The organism is Rahnella sp. JUb53, from assembly GCF_004346065.1.
GTDB lineage: Bacteria > Pseudomonadota > Gammaproteobacteria > Enterobacterales > Enterobacteriaceae > Rahnella > Rahnella variigena.
The window spans coordinates 83,178-107,144 of record NZ_SLYT01000011.1 but is presented as its reverse complement, the minus strand read 5'-3'; the positions used below and the strand labels follow the sequence as shown (position 1 = coordinate 107,144).

At 55.5% G+C, this 23,967-nt stretch carries 25 protein-coding genes; 18 read left to right on the top strand and 7 right to left on the bottom strand.

The features are described 5' to 3' along the window. Positions 1-4 precede the first annotated feature (4 nt). The 6 genes from ulaC to malQ all read left to right on the top strand — a co-directional run bounded on the left by ulaC (position 5) and on the right by malQ (position 7,337). Complete coding sequence (ulaC, locus tag EC840_RS21410; protein WP_129637677.1) at positions 5-475, top strand: PTS ascorbate transporter subunit IIA; 471 nt, start codon at positions 5-7, stop codon at positions 473-475. Positions 476-500: 25 nt separating this feature from the next. Beyond that, entirely contained in the window at positions 501-1,157 is a 657-nt protein-coding gene (locus EC840_RS21405; RefSeq protein WP_132966989.1) for a 3-keto-L-gulonate-6-phosphate decarboxylase UlaD, read from the top strand. 10 nt (positions 1,158-1,167) lie between these two features. Then, positions 1,168-2,028 (top strand): L-ribulose-5-phosphate 3-epimerase, encoded by an 861-nt coding sequence (locus EC840_RS21400; RefSeq protein WP_120162635.1) that lies wholly within the window; start codon positions 1,168-1,170, stop codon positions 2,026-2,028. Next, positions 2,025-2,714 (top strand): L-ribulose-5-phosphate 4-epimerase, encoded by a 690-nt coding sequence (locus tag EC840_RS21395; protein WP_129637675.1) that lies wholly within the window; start codon positions 2,025-2,027, stop codon positions 2,712-2,714. Before EC840_RS21400 ends, EC840_RS21395 begins: the two co-directional genes overlap by 4 nt. A 124-nt stretch (positions 2,715-2,838) precedes the next feature. Beyond that, positions 2,839-5,253, top strand: a complete 2,415-nt coding sequence (gene malP / locus EC840_RS21390) for a maltodextrin phosphorylase (protein WP_132966987.1) — start codon at positions 2,839-2,841, stop codon at positions 5,251-5,253. 8 nt (positions 5,254-5,261) lie between these two features. Beyond that, positions 5,262-7,337, top strand: coding sequence for a 4-alpha-glucanotransferase (malQ, locus tag EC840_RS21385; RefSeq protein ID WP_132966985.1), 2,076 nt, complete (start codon positions 5,262-5,264; stop codon positions 7,335-7,337). Positions 7,338-7,381: 44 nt separating this feature from the next. On the opposite strand, the gene EC840_RS21380 is transcribed toward malQ, so the two are convergent. From EC840_RS21380 to gntX, 3 genes are all read right to left on the bottom strand, one after another. Further along, the gene (locus EC840_RS21380; RefSeq protein ID WP_112288672.1) at positions 7,382-8,800 is read right to left on the bottom strand and encodes a DUF1996 domain-containing protein; all 1,419 of its coding nucleotides are present in this window, start codon (positions 8,798-8,800) and stop codon (positions 7,382-7,384) included. A 275-nt stretch (positions 8,801-9,075) separates the two neighbouring features. Then, a complete protein-coding gene (gene nfuA, locus EC840_RS21375) occupies positions 9,076-9,651 on the bottom strand; it encodes a Fe-S biogenesis protein NfuA (RefSeq protein ID WP_112288671.1) in 576 nt (191 codons plus the stop codon). A gap of 97 nt (positions 9,652-9,748) precedes the next feature. Next, positions 9,749-10,438, bottom strand: coding sequence for a DNA utilization protein GntX (gene gntX / locus EC840_RS21370; protein ID WP_132966983.1), 690 nt, complete (start codon positions 10,436-10,438; stop codon positions 9,749-9,751). A 46-nt stretch (positions 10,439-10,484) separates the two neighbouring features. Here gntX and bioH point away from each other — a divergent pair, with 46 nt between their 5' ends. The 12 genes from bioH to EC840_RS21310 all read left to right on the top strand — a co-directional run bounded on the left by bioH (position 10,485) and on the right by EC840_RS21310 (position 19,916). Beyond that, positions 10,485-11,255: a pimeloyl-ACP methyl ester esterase BioH gene (bioH, locus tag EC840_RS21365; protein WP_132966981.1), complete on the top strand. Its 771-nt coding sequence runs from the start codon at positions 10,485-10,487 to the stop codon at positions 11,253-11,255. 229 nt (positions 11,256-11,484) lie between these two features. Continuing rightward, positions 11,485-11,754, top strand: coding sequence for a YdgH/BhsA/McbA-like domain containing protein (locus EC840_RS21360; protein WP_112288668.1), 270 nt, complete (start codon positions 11,485-11,487; stop codon positions 11,752-11,754). A gap of 302 nt (positions 11,755-12,056) precedes the next feature. After that, the gene (gene mdcA / locus EC840_RS21355) at positions 12,057-13,718 is read left to right on the top strand and encodes a malonate decarboxylase subunit alpha (protein WP_113877208.1); all 1,662 of its coding nucleotides are present in this window, start codon (positions 12,057-12,059) and stop codon (positions 13,716-13,718) included. Between the two features lie 5 nt (positions 13,719-13,723). Further along, positions 13,724-14,581 (top strand): triphosphoribosyl-dephospho-CoA synthase, encoded by an 858-nt coding sequence (locus EC840_RS21350; protein ID WP_132966978.1) that lies wholly within the window; start codon positions 13,724-13,726, stop codon positions 14,579-14,581. Positions 14,582-14,621: 40 nt separating this feature from the next. Then, positions 14,622-14,924: a malonate decarboxylase subunit delta gene (locus EC840_RS21345; protein ID WP_112288665.1), complete on the top strand. Its 303-nt coding sequence runs from the start codon at positions 14,622-14,624 to the stop codon at positions 14,922-14,924. After that, positions 14,914-15,756, top strand: coding sequence for a biotin-independent malonate decarboxylase subunit beta (locus EC840_RS21340; RefSeq protein WP_132966976.1), 843 nt, complete (start codon positions 14,914-14,916; stop codon positions 15,754-15,756). Before EC840_RS21345 ends, EC840_RS21340 begins: the two co-directional genes overlap by 11 nt. Next, positions 15,753-16,568, top strand: a complete 816-nt coding sequence (mdcE, locus tag EC840_RS21335; RefSeq protein WP_113877205.1) for a biotin-independent malonate decarboxylase subunit gamma — start codon at positions 15,753-15,755, stop codon at positions 16,566-16,568. Before EC840_RS21340 ends, mdcE begins: the two co-directional genes overlap by 4 nt. A 189-nt stretch (positions 16,569-16,757) precedes the next feature. Further along, a complete protein-coding gene (locus tag EC840_RS21330) occupies positions 16,758-17,720 on the top strand; it encodes an AEC family transporter (RefSeq protein WP_095923831.1) in 963 nt (320 codons plus the stop codon). A gap of 16 nt (positions 17,721-17,736) precedes the next feature. Then, entirely contained in the window at positions 17,737-18,363 is a 627-nt protein-coding gene (locus EC840_RS21325; RefSeq protein WP_132966974.1) for a malonate decarboxylase holo-ACP synthase, read from the top strand. 27 nt (positions 18,364-18,390) lie between these two features. Beyond that, positions 18,391-19,326 (top strand): malonate decarboxylase subunit epsilon, encoded by a 936-nt coding sequence (gene mdcH, locus EC840_RS21320; RefSeq protein WP_132966972.1) that lies wholly within the window; start codon positions 18,391-18,393, stop codon positions 19,324-19,326. A gap of 100 nt (positions 19,327-19,426) precedes the next feature. Further along, positions 19,427-19,666: a DUF4160 domain-containing protein gene (locus tag EC840_RS21315; protein ID WP_132966970.1), complete on the top strand. Its 240-nt coding sequence runs from the start codon at positions 19,427-19,429 to the stop codon at positions 19,664-19,666. Next, the gene (locus EC840_RS21310; protein ID WP_113877202.1) at positions 19,650-19,916 is read left to right on the top strand and encodes a DUF2442 domain-containing protein; all 267 of its coding nucleotides are present in this window, start codon (positions 19,650-19,652) and stop codon (positions 19,914-19,916) included. The genes EC840_RS21315 and EC840_RS21310 overlap by 17 nt, the downstream gene beginning before the upstream one ends. Here EC840_RS21310 and EC840_RS21305 read toward each other — a convergent pair. The 4 genes from EC840_RS21305 to feoA all read right to left on the bottom strand — a co-directional run bounded on the left by EC840_RS21305 (position 19,896) and on the right by feoA (position 23,801). Then, a complete protein-coding gene (locus tag EC840_RS21305; protein WP_129637668.1) occupies positions 19,896-20,816 on the bottom strand; it encodes a LysR family transcriptional regulator in 921 nt (306 codons plus the stop codon). The two genes, EC840_RS21310 and EC840_RS21305, sit on opposite strands and share 21 nt — an antisense overlap. Positions 20,817-20,910: 94 nt before the next feature. Further along, positions 20,911-21,147: a FeoC-like transcriptional regulator gene (locus EC840_RS21300; RefSeq protein ID WP_112288657.1), complete on the bottom strand. Its 237-nt coding sequence runs from the start codon at positions 21,145-21,147 to the stop codon at positions 20,911-20,913. A gap of 8 nt (positions 21,148-21,155) precedes the next feature. Beyond that, positions 21,156-23,474 carry a Fe(2+) transporter permease subunit FeoB gene (gene feoB, locus EC840_RS21295; RefSeq protein ID WP_113877200.1) on the bottom strand — a complete coding sequence of 773 codons (2,319 nt, stop codon included), beginning with the start codon at positions 23,472-23,474 and terminating at the stop codon, positions 21,156-21,158. Between the two features lie 102 nt (positions 23,475-23,576). Next, positions 23,577-23,801, bottom strand: a complete 225-nt coding sequence (feoA, locus tag EC840_RS21290) for a ferrous iron transporter A (RefSeq protein ID WP_112288655.1) — start codon at positions 23,799-23,801, stop codon at positions 23,577-23,579. Between the last annotated feature and the right edge of the window lie 166 nt (positions 23,802-23,967).

Here is a 23,967-nt window from a genome sequence, read left to right as displayed (position 1 = left end):
ATGTATGAAACTGCGAGATTCGCTGGCTGAAAACAACTCGATTCGCCTTCAAGCAGAAGCAGAAACCTGGCAGGACGCCGTGAAAATTGGCGTCGATATGCTGGTGGAAGCCGGTGTGGTCGAGCCGCGTTATTACCAGGCGATTCTGGATGGCGTGAAACAGTTCGGGCCGTATTTCGTGATTGCGCCGGGTCTGGCGATGCCGCATGGCCGCCCGGAAGAAGGTGTTCTCAAAACCGGTTTTGCGCTGGTGACACTGAAAACGCCGCTGGTGTTCAATCATGAGGATAACGATCCGGTGGATATCCTCATTACGCTGGCAGCGGTGGATGCCAATGCACATCAGGAAGTGGGCATCATGCAGGTGGTGAACCTGTTTGATGATGAAGCCAATTTTGACCGCCTGCGCGCCTGCACCACCGCGCAACAGGTGCTGGATTTGATCGACCTGACCTCCGCCACGGCGGTTCACTAATTCGTTATCAGAGAAGGAATTCACTATGACTCATTCATTACCGATGTTGCAGGTGGCGCTGGATAACCAGTCGATGGACGACGCCTACAAAACCACGCGCCTGATCGCCAGTGAAGTCGACATTATCGAAGTCGGCACCATTTTGTGTGTCGCAGAAGGTGTGCGCGCGGTGCGTGACCTGAAAGCGCTGTATCCGGAAAAAATCGTGCTGGCCGATGCCAAAATCGCTGACGCCGGAAAAATACTCTCGCGCATGTGTTTTGAAGCCAATGCCGACTGGGTAACGGTGATTTGCTGCGCCGACATCAACACCACCAAAGGCGCGCTGGAAGTGGCGAAGGAATTCAACGGTGATGTGCAGATTGAACTGACCGGCTACTGGACGTGGGAACAGGCGCAGGAATGGCATGACGCCGGTATCCAGCAGGTGGTTTATCACCGCAGCCGTGACGCACAGGCCGCCGGTGTGGCATGGAGCGATGCCGATATCACCGCAATCAAACGCCTTTCCGGCATGGGCTTTAAAGTGACGATCACAGGCGGTCTGGCGCTGGAAGATTTGCCGCTGTTTAAAAACATTCCGGTTCACGTATTTATTGCCGGGCGCAGTATCCGCGATGCCAAAGATCCGGTTGATGCGGCGCGTCAGTTCAAAAAATCCATCCGCCAGCTCTGGGGCTAAGGAACATCAGATGATGCACAAAGCCGTTCCCCTCGGTATCTATGAAAAAGCCCTGCCTGCGGGCGAAGACTGGCTGGCGCGCCTGACCATGGCGAAAGAGCTGGGCTTCGATTTCGTTGAGATGTCGGTGGATGAAACCGACCACCGGCTGGCGCGGCTTGACTGGTCACGTGAGCAGCGTTTGCAAGTCGTCGATGCGATTTCGCGTACCGGCATCCGTATTCCGTCGATGTGCCTGAGCGCACACCGGCGGTTCCCGCTCGGCGCAGAAGACGATGAAACCCGCAATCACGGGCTGGAAATCATGCGTAAAGCCATCGTGCTGGCACAGGATTTGGGCATCCGCGTGATCCAGCTCGCCGGTTATGACGTCTGGTACCAGCAGGCCAACGACCATACCCGCGAGCGTTTTCGCGATGGCTTGCAGGAGTCCGTCGAAATGGCCAGTCGCGCGCAGGTGACGCTGGCGATGGAAATCATGGATTACCCGCTGATGAACTCGATCAGCAAAGCGCTTGGCTACACGCATTACCTGAACAATCCGTGGTTCCAGCTTTATCCTGACATTGGCAATTTATCGGCGTGGGACAACGACGTGCAGATGGAACTGGCGAGCGGCGCAGGGCACATCGTCGCCGTGCATATTAAAGACACGCAGCCCGGCGTATTCAAAAACGTGCCGTTCGGCAGCGGCGTGGTGGAGTTTGAGCGCTGCTTTGAAACCCTGCAAAAAAGCGGCTATCGCGGGCCGTATCTGATCGAAATGTGGAGCGAAACTGCCGCCGACCCGATGCAGGAAGTGCGCAACGCCCGCGCCTGGGTGGTAGATAAAATGCAGAAAGCCGGGCTGAACATGGAGGAAATGGCATGACGGACGCACTGAAACAACGTGTATTTGAAGCCAACATGGCGCTGCCGGCTTTTGGTCTGGTGACGTTCACATGGGGAAATGTCAGCGGCATTGACCGCGAGCGCGGGCTGGTGGTCATCAAACCGAGCGGCGTGGAATACGAGACAATGCAGGTCAGCGACATGGTAGTGCTGAACCTGCAAGGCGAGGTTGTGGAAGGGCATTACAAACCGTCCTCCGACACCGCCACGCATCTCGAACTTTACGCCCGTTTCCCGCAGCTTGGTGGCATCGTGCATACCCATTCGACTTATGCGACGTCATGGGCGCAGGCCGGAGTGGCGATTCCTCCGCTCGGCACCACGCACGCGGATTATTTTGCCGGAGCCATTCCCTGCACGCGGCCGTTGTCGCGCCACGAAGTGAACGGGGAATATGAACTTGAAACTGGCAAAGTGATCGCCGCTGCGCTGACCGGTACCGACCCGCTGCATATGCCCGGCATTCTGGTCGCCCAGCATGGTCCGTTCTGCTGGGGAACCACGCCGGAACAGGCAGTACACAACGCCGTGGTACTTGAAGAAGTCGCGAAAATGGCGTGGATCACCGGTTCCATCCGCCGTAACCAAACTCCGATGGATGATTACCTGCTGCAAAAACATTTCAGCCGAAAGCATGGGCCGGATGCGTATTACGGGCAGAAATAACCAACGGTTTTAGAAACAAAGAGAAGTGAGCATTTTTTCGACATAGGGTTTATACATAGATATCGCGATCACACTTTTTCTCACGGAAGCATTCCGTCCCCTCAGACAGAAAAGAGACTGCCCTATGTCGAAGATCACGTTCAAGCAGGATATTTTTTTGGCGGCGCTCACCCGCCAGTGGCAAGCGTTCGGACTCACTTCAGCTTCAGATATGACTCAGCATCAGTGGTGGCACGCAGTCAGTGCTGCCGTCGCCGAACAGCTTCCTCCGCAAAATGATACCGTCAGCAGCAAAAGCAAAAAAATTACCCGCCACGTTAACTACATCTCGATGGAATTTCTGGTCGGGCGTCTTACCGGTAACAATCTGATTAACCTCGGCTGGTACGAAAAAATCGCCACAGCGCTGCAGCCGTTTGATATCAATCTGACTGATTTGCTGGAAGAGGAAATCGATCCGGCGCTGGGCAACGGCGGACTGGGACGGCTGGCAGCCTGTTATCTGGATGCGATGGCCTCGGTCGGGCAGCCCGGTATCGGTTATGGCCTGAACTATCAGTACGGTTTATTCCGGCAGCGTTTTGTTGACGGCAAACAGAAAGAGTCGCCGGACGACTGGCACCGCAGCGAATATCCATGGTTTCGCCATAACAGTTCGCTGGCGGTCAGCGTCGGCGTCGGCGGTAAAGTCGTGAAAAATGAGCAGGGTGTTTCGCGCTGGGAACCGGAATTTACGCTGCGTGGCGAAGCCTGGGATTTGCCGGTGATGGGCTATCGCAATGGCATCACGCAGCCGCTGCGCTTATGGGAAGCCACGCATCCGCATCCGTTTGATCTCGAAAAGTTTAATGACGGCGAGTTTCTGAAAGCGGAACAACAAGGCGTCGACGCCGCCAAACTCACCAAAGTGTTATACCCGAATGACAACCATCAGGCCGGTAAACGCCTGCGCCTGATGCAGCAATATTTCCAGTGCGCTTGCTCGGTGGCCGATATCCTGCGTCGTCACCATTTCCTTGGCCGCAAAATCAGCGAACTGCCGGATTATGAAGTCATCCAGCTTAACGATACGCACCCGACCATTGCCATTCCTGAAATGCTGCGCGTGCTGCTCGATGAGCATCAGCTGAGCTGGGATGACGCATGGCACATCACCAGCCGTACGTTTGCGTACACCAACCACACGCTGATGCCGGAAGCGCTGGAAACCTGGGACGAGCGTCTGGTGCGCAGCCTGCTGCCGCGCCATTTCCAGATCATTAAACAAATCAACGCCAACTTTAAGAAACGGGTCAGCAAAGAATGGCCGGGCGATGAGGCTGTCTGGGCGAAGCTTGCCGTGCATCACGACAAACAGGTGCGCATGGCAAACCTCTGCGTGGTTGCCGGTTTTGCGGTTAACGGCGTGGCGGCGCTGCATTCGGATCTGGTGGTCAAAGATCTGTTCCCGGAATATCACCAGCTTTGGCCGCAGAAATTCCACAACGTGACCAACGGCATTACGCCGCGCCGCTGGCTGAAACAGTGCAATCCGGCGCTGTCCGCGCTGATTGATGAGCGCCTGAAAACCGACGGCTGGGTGAACAATCTGGATTTGCTGAAAGGTCTGGAAGCCGGCGTCAAAGACAAAAAATTCTGCAAGCAGTACCGCAAAATCAAGCACGACAATAAAGTGCGGCTGGCGGAATACGTCTGGCAGCGCATGGGGATCCGGCTCAATCCTGACGCGATTTTCGATGTGCAGATCAAACGTCTGCACGAGTACAAACGTCAGCATCTCAATCTTCTGCACATTCTTTCACTGTACCGCCAGATCCGCGATAACCCGAAACTCGACATCGTGCCGCGTGTTTTCCTGTTCGGTGCAAAAGCCGCGCCCGGCTATTACCTCGCCAAAAATATCATCTATGCGATCAATCAGGTGGCAGAGAAGATCAACAACGATCCGATCGTCGCCGATCGTATCAAAGTGGTATTCATCCCGGATTATTGCGTGTCGGTGGCTGAACTGATGATCCCGGCGGCGGATGTCTCCGAGCAGATTTCTACCGCAGGCAAAGAAGCTTCCGGTACCGGCAATATGAAACTGGCGCTCAACGGTGCGCTGACCGTCGGCACGCTGGATGGTGCCAACGTCGAAATTGCCGAACAAGTCGGCGAGGACAACATCTTTATCTTTGGCCTGACCGTCGATGAAGTAAAAGCGCAGCTGAAAAAAGGCTACAAGCCGAAAGCGCTGGTGAAAAAGGACAAACATCTCAAAGCCATTCTCGACGAACTGGCCAGCGGCTTTTATGCCAATGGAGACAAGAAAGCCTTCGATCTGATGCTCAACAGCCTGCTCGACGGCGGTGATCCGTATCTGGTGCTGGCCGATTTTGCGGCCTATTGCGAAGCACAGAAACAGGTCGATACGCTGTTCCGGAATACCGATGAATGGACGCGCCGCACGTTACTGAATACGGCGCGCGTCGGCATGTTCAGCGCCGACCGCTCCATCCGTGATTATCAGCAACGCATCTGGCAGGCCAAACGATAGGAGCAGACATGGAAGATAAGCAACTCGTTGCAGCCGCGCGCCGGGCAGGGATTGTAGACAGTTTCATCAATATGACGGATGACGTCGAAACAGTATCCGATGACACGCGGGCGGCTTTGCTCGCGGCGATGGGGCGGGACCCGGCTGACGTGCCGGAAATCACGCCCGTGCCGCCGGTAAAAGTATTTACACAAGGCAAAAAAGTGCTGCTGATGCCGGAAGGCAGTGGCGCATTTCAATGGCAACTGACGCAGGAAAACGGCAGTCAGACGCATGGCGACATCCCGGCGGGTCAGGCGCTGAACCTCGGCGCAGCGCTGCCTGCCGGTTATCACCAGCTGACGTTATCGCAAAACGGCAATGTCTGGCCTTGCCGGATTATCGTCGCGCCGCCGCGTTGCTATGAGCCGCAGGCGTTGCGGGCGGGCAAAAAACTGTGGGGCGCGACGGTGCAGCTTTATACCCTGCGTTCGGAAAATAACTGGGGCGTGGGTGATTTCGGTGACCTGAAAAAAATGGTCGAAGAAGTCGGAAAACGTGGCGGGGCGTTTGTCGGGCTGAATCCCATTCATTCGCTGTATCCGGCGAATCCGCAAAGTGCCAGCCCGTACAGTCCGTCGTCCCGCCGCTGGCTGAACCTGACCTACATCGATGTGAACGCCGTGGAGGAATTCGCCGCCAGTCGCGAGGCACAAAACTGGTGGCATTCCAGAGAGACGCGTGACGCGTTATTGCAGGCACGCAGTACGGAGTTTGTGGATTATCCGCAGGTCATGGCGCTGAAATCCGCCGCGCTGAAACTGGCCTGGCCGCTGTTTTGTGAACTGCCGCAAGACAGCCTGCGTAAGCAGGATTTCCGCCGTTTCGTGGAACTCGGCGGCGACAGTTTGCGGCAACAGGCGCTATTCGACGCGCTGCATGTGCATCTGCGGGATCTGGATTTAGGCCAGTGGGGCTGGCCGGTGTGGCCGCAAGCCTATCGCGATGCCCAAAGCGCGGATGTACGCGAATTCAGTGAGCGTTATGCCAGTGAAGTTGAGTTCTATCAGTGGCAGCAATGGCTGGCGCATACGCAGTTTTCAGAATGTTATCAGCGCAGTGTGGAACTGGAGATGCCGATCGGCATGTACCGTGATCTGGCGGTCGGCGTAGCGCAAGGCGGCGCGGAAACCTGGTCGGATCCGGCGCTGTATTGCCTGAAAGCGACCATTGGCGCGCCGCCGGATATTCTTGGCCCACAGGGGCAAAACTGGGGACTTCCGCCCATTGATCCGCACGAAATGAAAGTCCGTGCCTATCAGCCGTTTATTGATTTGCTGCGGGCAAATATGGCGGAGTGCGGGGCGCTGCGTATCGATCACGTGATGGGGCTGCTGCGTTTGTGGTGGATACCGGCGGATCAGGAGGCGGGGAATGGCGCGTATGTCCGTTATCCGCTGGAAGATTTACTCGGCGTGCTGGCGCTGGAAAGTCAGCGGCATCAGTGCATGGTGATTGGCGAAGATCTCGGTACAGTGCCGAAAGAGATTGTCGCCAGCCTGCGTGACAGCGGCGTGTATTCCTACAAGGTGTTGTATTTCGAACACGATAAAAACTACGTTTACCGGCCACCGGAGGATTATGTTTCGCAGGCGATGGCAACGGTCACCACGCATGACCTGCCGACGTTGCGCGGTTACTGGGAAGGTGGCGATTTAACGCTTGGTGCGTCGCTGGGTGTTTATCCTGATCCGCAGGTGCTGGAGAAATTGCGCGGGGAGCGTGAACACAGCAAGCAGGGATTGCTGGATGCGTTACATCGGACAGGGTGCGTGCCGAAATCGATCGGCAAAACGGCAGCAAACATGCCGATGACGCCGGTGCTAAATGGCGGGCTGCAGCGTTATCTGGCGGCGAGCGCCAGCGCATTGCTCGGCCTGCAACCGGAAGACTGGCTGGATATGGATTTGCCGGTTAATGTGCCGGGCACGAATACCGAATACCCTAACTGGCGGCGCAAACTGACGCGAACGCTGGAGGAAATGTTTGGCGATGAGCATATTGATGCGCTGCTGGCCGATTTGAGCAAACGGCGAAAAGGGTAATCCAGGAGGCAGAAAAGGGCCTGAGTTTCCTCAGGCCGCTGTGATTAATTCTCTGTTGCCGCCTTGTAGCCTTTCACGATCAGCAACGGTGGATGGTTGGTTTCGGTGGAATCGAAGGTGTACGTCCCGCCGTTCTGATCACCGCCGAGGTAGAAAGCGACTTCCGTTTTGCCTTCTGCCAGCGCCTGGCGAACAGCCGTATCCACGATAGCGTCGCGATACTGACGGTTATTATTCATCGAGATGGTGCCAGCTGACTGGTAATCAGTTGCCGGATGGTTATCCCAGTTCACTGTTTTGCCATCCCAGTCCGTGGTTGTGCTGTAGACATTCAGCTTGCCGGTGGCGCTGGAAGCGGCATTGCCACCAAACACCCGCAGACGGTAGACGAATAATCCCTCTTCAGAGGCCGGGATGGCTTCCGGCAGTGCAGGAATTTTAAACTTAAACAGAACCAGGCTTTCCGGATTACTGGCATGACCGCCGTTTTTCCAGTTGTCGCTGGCGGTCAGCAATGTGCTGCTGCCGTAATTGGTGCTGCTGTTGGTACTGCTGACGACCGTGTCTTCCAGTGCCGGCTCGTAGCTGTAAGGGATGGTGTTACTGCAATCGAAAGCCAGATTCATACACAAGTCGGTCATGTATTTCGCTGACTGTTCAGGCCAGCCATTCACAAAATCACCATGGGCGGTGTAAATGCTGCCCCACTTCTCGATGCGTTGATCACCGACCATTTCAGGGTCCAGCGAAAGCTGTATTTTGCTGGTATCCAGTGAGGTGATCTGCGGCAACACGTAGGCAATGTTCATGTTGACCTTAGGTATTTTCACCGGAAAAGCCGCAGGACAGACATTGTTTGAGTCATATGTGGCGTTCGCCACACCCTTCTCAGGTTTCAGATGAACACCGTCCCAGCAGTTGGGGAAGTTAATGCCGATGTTGAACTGCACGGCATCCCCGCCTGAGCGCAAACCACAGACCTGATCGGCGGTGTTTGTGTAGCCGTTCCCATTGGCACACAAGAAGCTGACGTGCGGATTGGGTGCGGTGCCCACGTGATCCCCTGCCAGCAATTGCAGCCCTTTCGGGAAAGGCGTCAGCGGATACTTTTCAACCGAATTGGCCTGATAGTAGGTTTTCTGATACGACGGTTTTACGACTTCGCCTGAAGGCAGTTTCATGGTGGGTGCCCAATAGGCGGTAGAATCTGCCTTGTTGTCGCAGGTGGTTTCAGGCTTCGCCTGCAGCGTGTCGTAGGTGGAATAGGCATCGGTGCTGGTATTACCGAAGAAGTCGTGGAGCATCGCGTGATTAGGCATACCAAACATCAGAATGGCATCGTCACCGAGGGTATGGCTGTAGGAACAGGAAACGTTCGACTGTCCTGATGCCGCATGAGAAGCCAGCGGCATCAGGGCGAACAGACCTGCGAGAGGGACTAAAACGCGTAAGGTTTTTTTCATAACAGACTCCGGACAGACAGTGATTTCCTTAGAAATGACATCCGGGGAAGTGTGTGTGTCCGGCCTGGCTCTCGCTTGAGAAAGCAGGTCTGAGACGTGTTGTAATACACGATTCCTTTTCCCCTGCCTCTGTTTTATGCGCAATCTGTGCGTGCTGAAAGCGAGTCTGGTTGTGCCATTACGGGCACAACAGGAAGGGGGAAATTGCAGGCAATAAAAAGGGCTCAGCGGTGCTGAACCCTAAAGTATTGTGATACTGGAATGGCGTTAACCTATCAGTAGAACGAGTGTTCACCGCGCTGGTGTTCGGTCAGGTCACGAACGCCTTTCAGCTCAGGGAAGTTTTGCAGCAGTTCTTTCTCGATGCCATCTTTCAGGGTGACATCAATCATTGAACAGCCGTTACAGCCGCCGCCGAATTGCAGAACAGCGATACCGTCGTCAGTGATTTCCATCAGGGAAACACGGCCGCCGTGGCTGGCTAACTGCGGGTTAATCTGCGATTGCAGCTGATATTCAACACGTTCCATCAGCGGCGCATCGTCAGAGACTTTACGCATTTTGGCGTTCGGTGCTTTCAGCGTCAGCTGAGAACCGAGCTGATCGGTAACGAAGTCGATCACCGCATCCTGCAGATAAGGTGCGCTTAATTCATCGACGAAAGCGGACAGTTTCTCGAACTTCAGTTCGGTATCCGTCGCTTCAACGGCGTCCGGCGGGCAATAAGAGACACCGCATTCTGCGGTCGGCGTACCGGGATTGATCACGAATACGCGGATTTGGGTGCCTTCTTCCTGGCTTGCCAGCAATTTGGCAAAGTGCTCTTGGGCAGCATCGGTAATAAGGATCATAACATTCGCTCAATAGTTGACTACTCTAGTTGGTTATAATACGCCCTTTCATTTTACCCGTCACCCTTCACGTTGCCAGAGTGTTAGCAGCACGTGCCTATGTCTGCAACGTCCGGCAGATACAGGCGATTTGCAGTGAAGCAACGCCCTGATTGCGCAGTATTTTACTGATTTCACGCACTGTGCTGCCGGTCGTCACCACATCATCCAGCAGCATCACGTGCTTATCTCGCAGATTGATATGGCAGGTGAAAGCTTTACGCAGATTCCACTTTCTTTCCCGCTCGGTCAGGCTTTGTTGTGACGTCGTCTGCCGGTCGCGGCTCAGGGCATTGGGCAGGTATTCACAATGCAGCCAGCGTGCCAGTGGTTTTGCCAGCAATTCACTCTGATTATAACCGCGTGAGAAGTAGCGTTTCTGATGCAGCGGCACGCTGAGCAGCACTTCGGGTCTGGGCAGATTGCGCCTCCGGTAGCGTTCCTGCCAGCGCAGCAACAGCAAGCGGGTGAGTGCGGTGTCGAGCTCCGGTTGCCCGGAGAATTTGAACCGCAACACCAGCCCGCTCACCGGCATTTCATAGGGACTGGCGAAGATCATCGCGTCCCACGGCGGCGGTTTTAATAAACACCGCCCGCAATCAGCCTCACCGCCGCTGGAGGGCAATCCGCAGCGCAGGCAATGCGGCGGAGCGACCGGCAGATGTTTCATACACAGGCTGCAAATGCCCTGAATCGTAAGATGCAGCGGACACTGGCATAGCCAACAGCGGCCGGCAATTGTTAGCATAGTGGCGGGTTCCTTTAGCCATTCAGACAGACACGGACAATACGCTATGAATACGCTTTATCAGGAGACAATCGGCGAAGGAGATCGCCATCTTGTGCTGCTTCACGGATGGGGGCTGAATGCCGAAGTCTGGCGTTACACGGCAGAGCGACTTGCGCCGCAATTTTGTCTGCATCTGATCGACCTGCCGGGCTATGGCCGCAGTGAAGGTTTCGGGGCGATGACGCTGGAAGAGATGGCGGAAACGGTTCTGGCGGTCATGCCGCCAAAGGCCTCGCTGATGGGCTGGTCGCTGGGCGGTCTGGTCGCCAGCCAGATTGCGCTGAGCGCGCCGCAGCGCGTGGAAAAACTGATTACCGTGGCATCTTCGCCTTGCTTTACCGCGCACGAAGACTGGCCGGGGATCCGCCCAGATGTGCTGCAGGGTTTTCAGCATCAGATGAGTGAAGATTTCCAGCGCACGGTCGAGCGTTTTCTGGCGTTGCAGACACTCGGCAGCGACAGCGCGCGTCAGGATGCCCGATTGCTTAAATCGATTGTCCTGAATCTGCCGATGCCACCGGCTGATGTGCTCAACGGCGGGCTGGAGATTTTGCGCACGGCCGATTTACGCCAGCCGATGACGCAGCTGACGTTGCCAATATTGCGTATTTACGGCGCGCTGGACGGGCTGGTGCCACGAAAAGTCGTGCCGTTGCTGGATGTGTTACTGCCGGATTCCCGTTCAGAAGTCATTGAAAAAGCAGCACATGCGCCGTTTATTTCTCACCCGGACGCTTTTTGTGAACTTGCCGGTCAGTTCCTGATGTCAGAATGAAAATCAATGTAAATATTTTTTACTAATTTCTGGATAATTCCCGAAGGTGATTAATACTTAAGCCGATAGATGCCGGAGGTGAGAGGGGGAAGAGTTTCCATCGCCCGTTTGTGTCTCTGGGGAGAAATCTGGTGGTTGACCAGGAAGGTTCGTGCCAGCACAGATTCACCTGCCGTTCATATCTTGACTGCTTTCTTTCAAAATTATTCATCCAATTAGAGGTAATGTCATGAAATCAAATAAAATTATTATTGCAGCTGTTCTGGCAGGTTTGTTCTCTGTGAACGCAATGGCCGCTGAGATGATCACCAAAGAAGAAGCCAAAGATAAGGGTTACACCAGCCTGGGCGTGGTAACGACCAGCAATGAATACACTGCGCCAATGGATGCTAAAGATGAGCTGTCCAAACTGGCTGATGAAAAAGGCGGGAAATACTACGTCGTCATCGCCGCGCAGGAGAAAAAGAAAATCACTGCTACCGCAGAAGTGTTCAAGTAATTCTCTGAATCTGCGAAAAGGGGATGCCTGGTGCATCCCTTTTTTTCGCCTGTTTTTGCGCACTTCCTCTCATTCCTTGTTCTGTATCAAACTGTTTTTAAAGAATTCTCCTCAATCGTTACTCTCAGGGTAACGAAGTGTCAGCGCCCTTAATTGATGGTTATCTCACCGCTTCCTACACTTAACACGCTAATTAAACAGGTCAATTGTGATGCAACCGCCACTTGACTGAACTTCCCACCGTCCTTTTTGTTTCATCACGCCGGGAAAGATTCAGCAAGCTCAACCCAGGGAGGTTTGGCATGCCGCAACATCCGCAGACCACGAAAGTATGGGACACCCGCCGCAGCGAAAAACAACGGCGTATCGACAGTGTCCGTTCCGTGGCAGAGGGTAAAGTTTTACCCACAGACAAAATCATCCCTATCCTCGAAACGCTGATCGCCTCTGGTGACCGCGTGGTGATGGAAGGTAACAACCAAAAACAAGCTGACTTTCTTTCCCGTTCGCTGGCAAAAGTGAACCCTGAAAAGCTGCATGATTTGCATATGATCATGCCGAGCGTCAGCCGTTCTGAACATCTGGATCTCTTCGAACGCGGTATCGCCCGCAAGCTTGATTTCGCTTTCTCCGGCCCGCAAAGCCTGCGTATCGCGCAACTGCTTGAAGACGGTCAGATGGAAATCGGCGCGATCCACACGTACATCGAGCTGTATTCCCGTCTTTATGTCGATCTGGTGCCGAACATCGCATTGATCGCCGGCTTCAAAGCGGATCGCAAAGGCAATCTGTATACCGGCGCAAGCACTGAAGATACGCCGGCGCTGGTCGAAGCCGCTGCCTTTAAAAACGGCATCGTGATTGCGCAGGTGAATGAACTGGTCGAAGAAGACACCGACCTGCCGCGCGTCGATATTCCCGGCGACTGGATTGATTTCGTGGTCGTCGCCGACAAGCCGTTCTTTATCGAACCGCTGTTCACCCGTGACCCGCGCCTGATTAAACCGGTTCACGTGCTGATGGCGATGATGGCGATTAAGGGTATTTACGCCAAACACAACGTGCAGTCCCTGAACCACGGTATCGGTTTTAACACCGCAGCCATCGAACTTTTGCTGCCGACGTACGGCGAACAGCTCGGTCTGCGCGGCAAAATCTGTAAACACTGGACGCTGAATCCGCACCCGACGCTGATCCCGGCTATCGAAAGCGGCTGGGTGGAAACCGTTCACTGCTTCGGCGGCGAAATGGGGATGGAAGAGTACATTCGCGCCCGTCCGGACGTGTTCTTCACTGGTTCCGACGGCTCCATGCGTTCCAACCGTGCGTTCTGCCAGATGGCAGGCCAGTACGCGGTCGACATGTTCATCGGTTCCACCTTGCAGGTCGATGGTCTGGCGAACTCCTCAACGGTGACCCGCGGTCGTCTGGCCGGTTTCGGTGGCGCGCCTAACATGGGCCATGACCCGCACGGTCGTCGTCACTCCACGCCAGCCTGGCTCGACATGATTGAAGAGCCGGATCCGATGGCACGCGGTAAAAAACTGGTCGTACAGATGGTGGAAACCTTTCAGGCCGGGGGCAAACCGACGTTCGTTGAGAAACTCGAAGCCGTCGATGTGGGTAAAGAATCCGGTATGCCGCTGGCACCTGTGATGATTTACGGCGACGACGTGACCCACGTGCTGACCGAAGAGGGGATTGCTTACCTGCACCGCGCCCGCTCTCTGGAAGAACGCCGCGCAATGGTCGCTGCGGTGGCCGGTATCACTGACATCGGTCTGGGCGTTGACGCCAAACGCGTCGCCGACCTGCGCCGTCAGGAACTGGTGGTCTTCCCTGAAGACATGGGCATTCGTCGCACCGACGCCACCCGTTCTTTACTGGCGGCAGGCAGCGTGAGCGAACTGGTTGACTGGTCCGGCGGTTTGTATAACCCGCCAGCCAAATTCCGTAGCTGGTGATCCTGATGCCGCAGACTTTAACGATTGGCGCTGTACTGACAGCGGAAGAACTGGCCGAAAGGCTGGCTGAAACGGCGACGCAGGCGCTGATCGACGAAGCGCGGCTTAGCCCGAAACCGGGGCTGGTAGACAGCCGGAGTTCCGGCGCACATCAGGATTTAACGTTGGATCTGATGGTGCGTTCGGCACGCAGCCTGACCTCCACTTTCTATTTGCTGGCTTTACACAGCTGGCAGCGCCCGGCGGATATCGCCCTGCGTCAGGAAGTGGGGCGCTTAGGTCGTGCTGGTGAAGCACAAATGATGGCGGAAACCGGCGGAGTGAATACTCACCGGGGCGCTATCTGGGCGATGGGGCTGCTGGTCAGCGCCGTTGCCATGCAACCGGAACGTTTGCTGTCGCAAAGTATTGCGCAGCGCGCCGCGAAAATTGCAGCGTTACCCGATGCTTTCAGCCCGAAAAAATTCAGTAAAGGTTCCCACGCCGTGCAGCGTTATCAGGTGCCGGGTGCCCGTGAAGAAGCACAACGTGGTTTCCCGCACATTATCGACCGGGCACTGCCGCAGCTTCATCACAGCCGGACGCGCGGCGCCAGCGAAAGCGAAGCACAGGTCGATGCCTTGCTGGCGGTGATGACCACGCTTGCCGACACCTGCGTGCTGTCACGCGGCGGTTTACCGGCGCTCGAAGCCATGCATCAGGGCGCGCAGGCGGTACTGGAAGCCGGTGGCACCAGCACGATGGCGGGCAAACAACGGTTGCGCCATCTCGAACACCGGATGCTAACGGACAACACATCGCCCGGCGGTGCCGCTGATTTACTGGCTGCGACGCTGTTCCTCGACCGCGTGAGCGTGGTCTGAACCGGATACGAATTAACTAACATCAGTACAAAGAGGTGTTATGGAACGTTTTGAATTTAACTACCCGGCGGCTAAACCGCTGGCAGGCCGCGCCGAAGCCGGCGTGGTAGGTTCCGGCGATTTAGAAGCGCTGTATGAACCCGACACAGCCAGTGCGCTGAAAATTATCGTCACCACATCGGTCGACGGCAGCCATACCTTGTGGCAGAACTTTTTTAACCGTCTGAGCGCGCTGCGTGAATTACCGGCAGGCCGTCTGGACATTAATGATTTTGGCGCCACACCAGGGGTTGCCCGTCTGCGTATCGAACAGGTCTTTGAGGAGGCTGAAAATGCCAACTGATACTGATCAGAGCTTTATCGAACTGAGCGCCCGTCAGCGCGCCCGCAAACTGCTGGACGACGGCACTTTCCGCGAACTGCTCGGGCCGTTCGAACGCGTGATGTCGCCATGGCTGGAACCGCAGGGCATCGTGCCGCAAGCCGATGATGGCATGGTGGTCGCGAAAGGCCAGATTAACGGTCAGCCCGCCGTGGTTGTGGCGATTGAAGGCAGTTTCCAGGGCGGCAGCATGGGCGAAGTGTCCGGTGCCAAAATGGCCGCGGCGCTGGAACTGGCCGCAGAAGATAACCGCAACGGTATTCCGACGCAGGCCGTTCTGCTGCTCGAAACCGGCGGTGTGCGTTTGCAGGAAGCCAATCTGGGTCTGGCGGCGATCGCGGATATTCACGCCGCAATCGTAGATTTACGCCGCTATACGCCGGTGATTGGCGTGGTTGCCGGTACTGTCGGTTGCTTTGGCGGGATGTCGATCGCCGCTGCGCTGTGCAGCTATCTGATTGTCACCCGCGAAGCCCGTCTGGGTCTGAATGGTCCGCAGGTTATTGAACAGGAAGCCGGTATCGATGAATACGATTCCCGCGACCGTCCGTTTATCTGGAGCATGACCGGTGGCGAAGTGCGCTATCACAGCGGGTTTGTTGATGCGCTGGTGAAAGATTCCCTGAATGAAGTGAAAGACAGCGTACTGGCCTTTATTAAGGCGGGCGTACCTGCGACACATCGTTCTGATAATTATGATTATTACCTGCCAAAACTGACCGGTTTTGACACCGCGCAGCAGGCCAGCCGTGTAGTGACGGAAGCCTTGTTTAACCGGGAGGATCGCGCATGAGCAACGTAGCAAATAATGCAGCCAGCCGGGGTGATTACTGGTTCGCTGAACTGACCAAAGACGCCACTCCGGTGACCGGTCTTTGCCCTTCCGTGAAAGCGGCTGACGGCAAACTGAATGACCAGCCCGTGCGTTTCATCGCCGTGGTACCGGATAAAAATAACCAGTATCCGCGTGCTGCGGGCGGCGAAGTCGGCCTGCTCGAAGGCTGGAATCTGGCAAAAGTAGTCAACGACGTCATTGATGCCGACGCTAATGCCACCACCAAACGCGCCATCGTGGCTGTGATTGATGTGCCAAGTCAGGCATACGGTCGTCGCGAAGAAGCATTCGGTATCCATCAGGCGCTGGCCGGTGCCGCAGGGGCGTACGCCAAAGCACGTCTGGCCGGGCATCCGGTGGTCGGGCTGATTGTCGGTAAAGCGATGTCCGGTGCGTTTCTGGCGCACGGTTATCAGGCCAACAAACTGATTGCCTTCAAAAACAACGGCGTGATGATCCACGCGATGGGTAAAGAATCCGCCGCACGTATCACCTTACGTTCTGTGGACGCGCTGGAAAAACTGGCCGCCACCATTCCGCCGATGGCTTATGACATCGAAAACTACGCCACGCTGGGCCTGCTGTCGCAATTACTCGACATCGCTGATCCGGACAAGGCAACACCCGACGACATCAGCAACGTGCAAAACGTTGTCTGGCAAAACATCCAGGACGCACGCAAAGAAGGCGTTAGCCTCAGCAACCGTCTGGGTGCGGAAAACCGCGCAAGTTCGCAGCGCGTTCGCCAGCTGATGCGTCAGGAATGGTAATTCGTTAAAACTTTCAGTCTCAACCGGTAACGCACCTGCAAACAGCGTGACGCAGCCGCATTGCGGGTTCCCGCCCTGACATACCGTCCGGGCGAGGGCCTGCTGTTGTCTGCAACTGGACTGTCATACTAAAAAAACCATCGCACCGGCGCCGACTGAGCATTCATTTTTTGCCTCAGGAAAAACGCTATGACTTACGTAATATTGCACGCGCTTGCCCCTATTTTCGTCATCATGATCCTCGGTTTTTACGCCGGGAAAGCGAAAATGGTGGATAACCAGAATGTCTCTTTACTTAATATTTTCGTGATGGATTTCGCTTTACCCGCTGCGCTGTTTGCAGCAACCGTACAGACCCCGTGGGCGGGCATTGTTGAACAGTCACCGCTGATTCTGGTGCTGGTGCTGGCGATGTGGATAACCTACGCGGCGATTTACTTTATTTGTACCAAAGTCTTTAAAAAGTCTCCGCAGGATGCGGCGGTTCTGACGCTGACTGTCGCACTGCCGAACTATGCGGCGCTTGGTTTGCCGATTCTGAGCAGCGTGATGGGTGATGCGCCGTCGACTTCACTGTCCGTCGCGGTATCTATCGCCTGCGGTTCCGTGCTGATGACGCCGTTCTGTCTGCTGATCCTTGAACGTGAAAAAGCGCGTCTCAGTGGTGAAAATCAGGGGTCTTCTCTGGCACTGCTGCCGGTTCTGATGTGGCGTTCAGTGAAAAAACCGATCGTCTGGGCACCGTTGCTGGGTGTGATCCTGTCGGCGATTGGCATTAAAATGCCGGAAATTTTCCTGGCATCGATCAAACCGCTGGGTCTGTCAGCTACCGCGTCTGCGCTGTTCCTGACCGGTGTTATCCTGTCAGCGCGTAAACTGAAAATTAACGGTCCGGTGCTGTTGTCTTGCGTGGCGAAAAACCTGATCCAGCCGTTTATTGCCTGGGGCCTGGTTCTGGCATTTGGCCTGAGCGGTCAGGTGGCTGTGACGGCGATCCTGATGATTGCGTTGTCTGCTGGTTTCTTCGGTATCGTGTTCGGTAACCGTTTCGGGGTTCAGTCTCCGGATGCAGAAGCGTCACTGCTGATCAGTTCCGTATTATGTATCGTGACATTGCCGCTGTTTATCTCTCTGACAGCCGCACTTCACTAATCAGAAAGGTTGGAATATGTGTGACCCGCGTGCCCATGATTTTGTCTGGATTAGCGACCGTTCAGCACTGCAAAGCGACGACACGTTACCCGCGTGGGTAAACACCGGCTGGCGTACGTCGCTGCCGCTGGTGGTGCGTCGCGATAAGCGGGCTGACGGCGCAGTTCCTGTGGGCATTCGTGGCATGAGCCGTATTCAGCGTGCCGCCGCCTGGATAGATCCGGCGGCGGTGGTGCGGGTCGTCACGCCCGAATCTCTGGTCAGCGACGTGAATGCATTACTGCATTCGCCGTTTGTGTCACAGCAACCGGTGCAGGCGCTGATTACGTTATGCAGTCTGAAGCTGCCTTTCCCGTGGGGCGTGACGGGCAGTTGCGCCTACGCGCTGGTCAGTGACCTGCCGGTCATGCACGCTGACAGCGATCTTGATTTACTGGTGCGCTGCGACATGCCGCGGGATCCTTCTCAGTTTTCCGATTTTTACGACCAGCTTCAGCGGCTTCCCTGCCGCGCCGATGTTCAGATCAATACGCCACAGGGCGGATTTGCCCTCAGCGAATGGCTGCGTGGCGGTGACATCATGCTGAAAACGGCGTCCGGCCCGTTGCTGGTGCGCGACCCGTGGCAATTGCCGGGAGACTGAACCCGGCCACAAGAAGCAAGGAGCACGATGAAAATCCTATTTACTTTCCCCGGACAGGGCCCGCAGGTGCCGCAAATGCTGCATCGTCTGCCGGATAACCCGCTCACACATTCCCTCATTGAACAGGCCAGCATCGCGCTGGGCGAAGATGTTCTGCTGCTTGATACTGCCGATGCCTTACGTTCCACCCGTGCCGTACAACTGTGTTTGCTGATTGCCGGTGTGGTCTGGGCGAAACAGTGTCAGGCCGAAGGCGTTGAGGCCGATTTTTGCAGCGGGCTGTCAATTGGTGCGTTTCCGGCAGCGGTGATTGCCGGTGCGCTCGACTTTGATGATGCCGTATGGCTGGTCGCGCTGCGCGGGGAACTGATGCAACAGGCCTATCCGCAAGGCTTTGGCCTTTCAGCGATCACCGGGTTGCGTCAGATGCAGGTGGAAGATCTGGTCGCGCAGGTCAACAGCGCCACATCGCCGGTGTATCTGGCGAATATTAACGCCGAAGACCAGCTGGTGATTGCGGGTAGTGATGCCGCTATGGCGCAGGTCATGCAACTGGCGAAAGGGCTGGGAGCGCAGAAAACGCATCAGCTGGCGGTCAGCGTGCCATCACATTGCGCACTGCTCGATGAACCTGCGGCGAAACTGGGTGAGGCGTTTAAACAGATTCACATTTCCCGTCCGACCTGCGGTTATCTCAGCGGAACAACGGGTCGCGTTTACTGGCAGGCGGAAAAAATCGCGGACGATCTGGCGATGAACATGGCGCGTACCGTGAACTGGCGTGATGCCATGGTCGCGGCCTACCAGCGCGATGTGCGACTGGCAATTGAAATGCCGCCGGGCGCGGTGCTTACCGGCCTGACCCGCCGTGCGATGGAACAGGGCGAAGCGCTGTCTTTATGCCAGTCAGGTATGCATGTTGCGGGACGTCTCGCAGCGCGGTTACGGGAAAACGAACGCTGATTAAAGGCATGATAGGTTGGTGATGCTACGGAATAAAAGCCTTTCCTGAGTGAAAGGTTTTTTGTTTTTACCGAATCGTTCACACAGGGAAGTCACCGACATGCCAGTTATTCTGCGCTTTAAAATTTATCGTTTTTTCTTTTATTCCAATGAGGGAAACCCGCCTGAGCCTCATCATATTCATGTAAGATCCGGTCAGAAAGAAGCCAAACTTTGGCTTGTACCTGTTGCCATGTGTCGTCAGACAGGTTTTTCTTCCAGAGAAGTCAGGGAAATCATAACGCTAACAAACGTTTATCAGACAGTCTTTCAAGGAGCATGGAATGAATATTTCGCCTAAAAGTGTTCGGTTCGATGATAGTACGATGTGGGTCACTCTTGAAGATGGGCAAGTCCTGGAGGTACCGCTGACGCAGTTCCCGGTCCTGCTGAATGCAACACCCGCGCAGCGTCAGGATTATGAAATCAGTGCTTATGGTTTGCATTGGGATGCCCTTGATGAAGATATTTCTATTGAGGGCTTAATAGTGGGAAAGCCGGTCGCTAAACAGACAGCACATAACCGTCTGTCAGCGCTTTCTGCTCGCTAGCGCATACATCCGGCTTTCAGCGGCGAGGGCGAGGAGGTTGGGATCGTGCTCGCGGCTGTGCGGGAAGACCAGCGAAATGGTCTGGCGCATCTGATAGGTTTCGGCCAGTGGCAGTAATTTCACCGTATTTTCATACACGCCTTTCATCCTGCCGGGAATGAGCGTGTATCCGACGCCCGCCTGCACCAGACTCAGCATCGAAAAAATATCGTTTACCCGTGTGACAATGTCCGGCTCAAAACCGGCGATCTGAAAGGCTTCCTGAAAGCCGTGGTAAGTCGCAAACCCTTCTGCCAGTGAAACGAATTTCTTCTGTTTGTAATCGCGTAAATCCGCCGTGCCTTCCGACGCCAGTTCTGCGCTGGCGGGGGCGGCGAGAAAAATATCATCCTGAAACAGCGGCAACTGATCGTAGCGCTGTGCGTCCACGCTCGAATCACTGGTCGAAATCAGAATCGCATCGAGCAGGCCGTCTTCCAGCTTTTGCAGCAAATCACTGTTAGACCCCATCACCAGCTCCAGTTCAAGCTCGGGTCTGCGCAGTTTCAGCCCCATAATCAGTCGCGGAATAGTTTCCAGGGTCAGCGAATACAACGTGCCGACTTTCAGGCGTTTATCCCCAAAACCGGCGGCGCGCTGCGTGGCCTGGATCCCATGTTCCATCTGTTCAATCACCTGCGTGGCATGTTCCAGTAACGCTTCAGCTGCGGGCAACGGCAGCAGATTGCGCCCGCGATGGATAAACAGCGGACAGCGCAAACCTTCTTCCAGAGAATGCAGGGCGCGATGCACGCTCACGCTGCTCAGACCGAGTTGTTCGGCTGCGCGGGTGATGTTTTGCTTTTCCATGTAAGCGAGGAAAATTTCGAGTTTGCGGAAGGTGATTTCACTGTCGATCATACAGGCTCCTGCGGCGCGTTTTAGGCCGTTGCGGTCTGAGATGATAGCTGAATAGCCGCCGGGCGACTATTCAGGAAAGGCGGAAAAGCCGGGTTCAGGGGATCAGGGTGTAAGACACTGTCAGGCACTTTTTGCCGTCAGCGCAACTTTTACAGCTGCCGCTCAGACAGCTGTCATCCGCTTCCACCGTTTCTGCTTTTCGCATCGCCACCAGCCGTTCGAGCATGGCCTGCACCAGCGGCTGCGGGGCCTTTAGCTGCTGGCTGAGCTGGCGGGCATCTGCCCGGCCAGCCAGTGCGAGAGAGTCGCGAACCTGAATCAGCGTAGTCATGTTATCTCCTAGTGGCAGTCGCTGCCGGTAGCCGGTTCGCAACAGGCCGCGATATTACGCGGCTGCAAATGGAGGCTGACCCGGCTGCGTGCCTTACGCAGGCAGGTGAGGACGATAGCGTTGAACAGTAACACGATGAAGATGACGCCCGCACTGTACGCCGGATGATTGCTGAAAGTGGCCACCTGATAGAACAGGGTTGCCAGCGAGTAGGCGACGTTCAGCCCCCAGAAGATGGAGAACGTCATCCAGCTGCGGCTGGTTTCACGGGCAATCGCCCCCATCACCGAGACGCAAGGCACGTAAAGCAGCACGAAAATCAGGTAACTGTAAGCCGAAATGGCGGTACCGAATTTGGTGCTCATGACGCCCATGGAGCTGACGCCCATTTCGCCGTCACCTTTGCTGGCTTCGATCGGGTTCGACAGCACGCTGATGCTGAAGGTGTCTTTAAGACCCTGCCAGGTTTCCTGCACTGCGCCGCCCAGCTCATCGAACAGATTGAAACTGGCAGCGTCGAACTCCTCATTGTGGATATGTTCGGCGGTGTACAGCGTGTTCAGCGTACCGACCACCACTTCTTTCGCCATCGCGCCGGTGACCAGACCCACGGTCGCCTGCCAGTTGTCAGAATGTACGCCCATCGGCGCCAGCACCGGTGTCAGTACTTTACTGACCGAGGCCAGTGCCGAATCATTGATGTTATCCACCGCCTGACCGCTGAAAGAGAAGCTGTTCAGTGCGCCGATGAAAATACTCGCAATCACGATCACTTTACCGGCGCGCAGCACGAACCCTTTCAGACGCTGCCAGGTTTGTAGCAGCAAACTTTTCAGATGTGGCACGTGATACACCGGCAGTTCCATCACAAACGGCGAAGCTTCACCGCGCATAATAGTGTATTTCAGCAGCAGGCCGGTCAGGATAGCGACCACAATACCGAGCAGATACAACGAGAACACGATGGATGCACCGCTTTGCCCGAAGAATGCCGCAGAAAACACCGCGAAAATTGCCAGACGTGCGCCACATGACATAAACGGCGCCATCATCACGGTGATCAGGCGTTCACGCGGGGCATCCAGCGTACGGGCACCCATAATGGACGGCACGTTACAGCCAAAGCCAACAATCAGCGGCACAAATGATTTACCCGGCAGCCCCAGCGATTGCATCAGCCTGTCCATCACGAACGCGGCGCGGGCCATGTAACCGGAGTCTTCAAGGAAGGAGAGGAACAGATACATCATGCCGATTTGCGGCACCAGCGGCAGAACCGTATTGATACCGCCGCCCACGCCTTGAGCGAGGAAAATGGTCAGCCACTGCGGGAAGTGCAGGGTGAAGCCCACCCATTGCATACCCTGAATGAAAATTGCTGCCGAGCCGATATCGAAAATCGGTTGCAGCGCGCCGCCGATGTTAATCGCCAGCACGAACATCAGATACATCACCAGCAGGAAGATCGGTACGCCGAGGAAACGGTTGAGGATCACGCGGTCCAGCACCTGCGTCAGCTTGTTGGGCGCGGTGAGGTGCGAGTTACTGACGTCCGCGCACAGTGACGCAATGCTCTGATAGCGCGCATCGGCAATCAGCAGTGCAGGATCTTCCAGCTTTTGCTCCACCAGACGGGCTTTCACCTGCGGCAGTAAAGCCTGTGCGTTACCTGCGTGCGTCTGGCTGTAAATATCCCCTTCGAGGATTTGCAGCGCCAGCCAGCGACGCTGTTGCAGCGCCATATCTTGCGGCATTTCAGCGGCCAGCACTTCCACTTCCTGTTGCAGCACCGGATGATATTTCACACGTTCCAGCGCGGTCACTTGTGGCAATTCATCGATGGCCGCTTTCAGTTCTTTGATCCCGCTGGCGCGGGTAGAAATCAGGGCAACAACCGGGCAGCCCAGGCGCGCAGACAGCGCGGGGATATCAATATTGATGTTCTGAATTTTGGCGATGTCGAGCATGTTCAGCGCGACAATGCAGGGCACGCCGAGCTCAAGCAGTTGCAGTGTCAGGTATAAGTTGCGCTCAAGGTTTGAGGCATCCACGACGTTAATCATCAGATCTGCGTCGCCGCTCAGAATGTAATGACAGGCGATTTGCTCATCGAGCGAGGTTTGTTCGGAGATGGTGGTCAGTGAATAGGTGCCGGGCAAATCGACCAGCGTAATCTGGTGATCTGCGGTAGCGAACTGGCCTTCTTTACGTTCGACGGTGACGCCAGCCCAGTTACCAACGCGTTGTCGCGAACCTGTTAACTGGTTGAAAAGGGTCGTTTTACCTGAGTTGGGATTACCAATCAGGCCAATAGTCAGTGCTTTCATACGTTCAGATCTACGTGTGAGAAAGGAAAAAACGCGGAAGACTCAACAGAGCCGCGCTAAACAATCTTTCAGAAACCAACTTTCAGAAATCCATCAGAAAGGTCAGGCCAGAAGCTCAAGCTTGAGCAGGTCGAGGTCTTTTTTGCGCACGACCAGACTGGTGCGGCGGGTTTCTATCTGCACCGGGTCGCCCATCGGTGCCACGCGGATGATGTTAAAGAATGATCCCGGAAGCATGCCGAGAGACAGCAGTTTCTGGCGATAGGCCGGGCTGATTTCATGAGAAAAGCCGGTGATTTTATAAGCACATTTTGATTGAAGTTGCATAGTTCCTCGCGAAGCGTTCAGGCATTTTGGGGGCAGCGTCACAAAGGTGACGCCGCGCTTCCGTGCCCGGTGATTTCACTGCTCGTGAAATATTGCTCAGAAATTGTCCCTGGTGCGAAATTGCCAGCCTGAGGCCGACGGCGTATTGAATACGCAAAGAAGTACA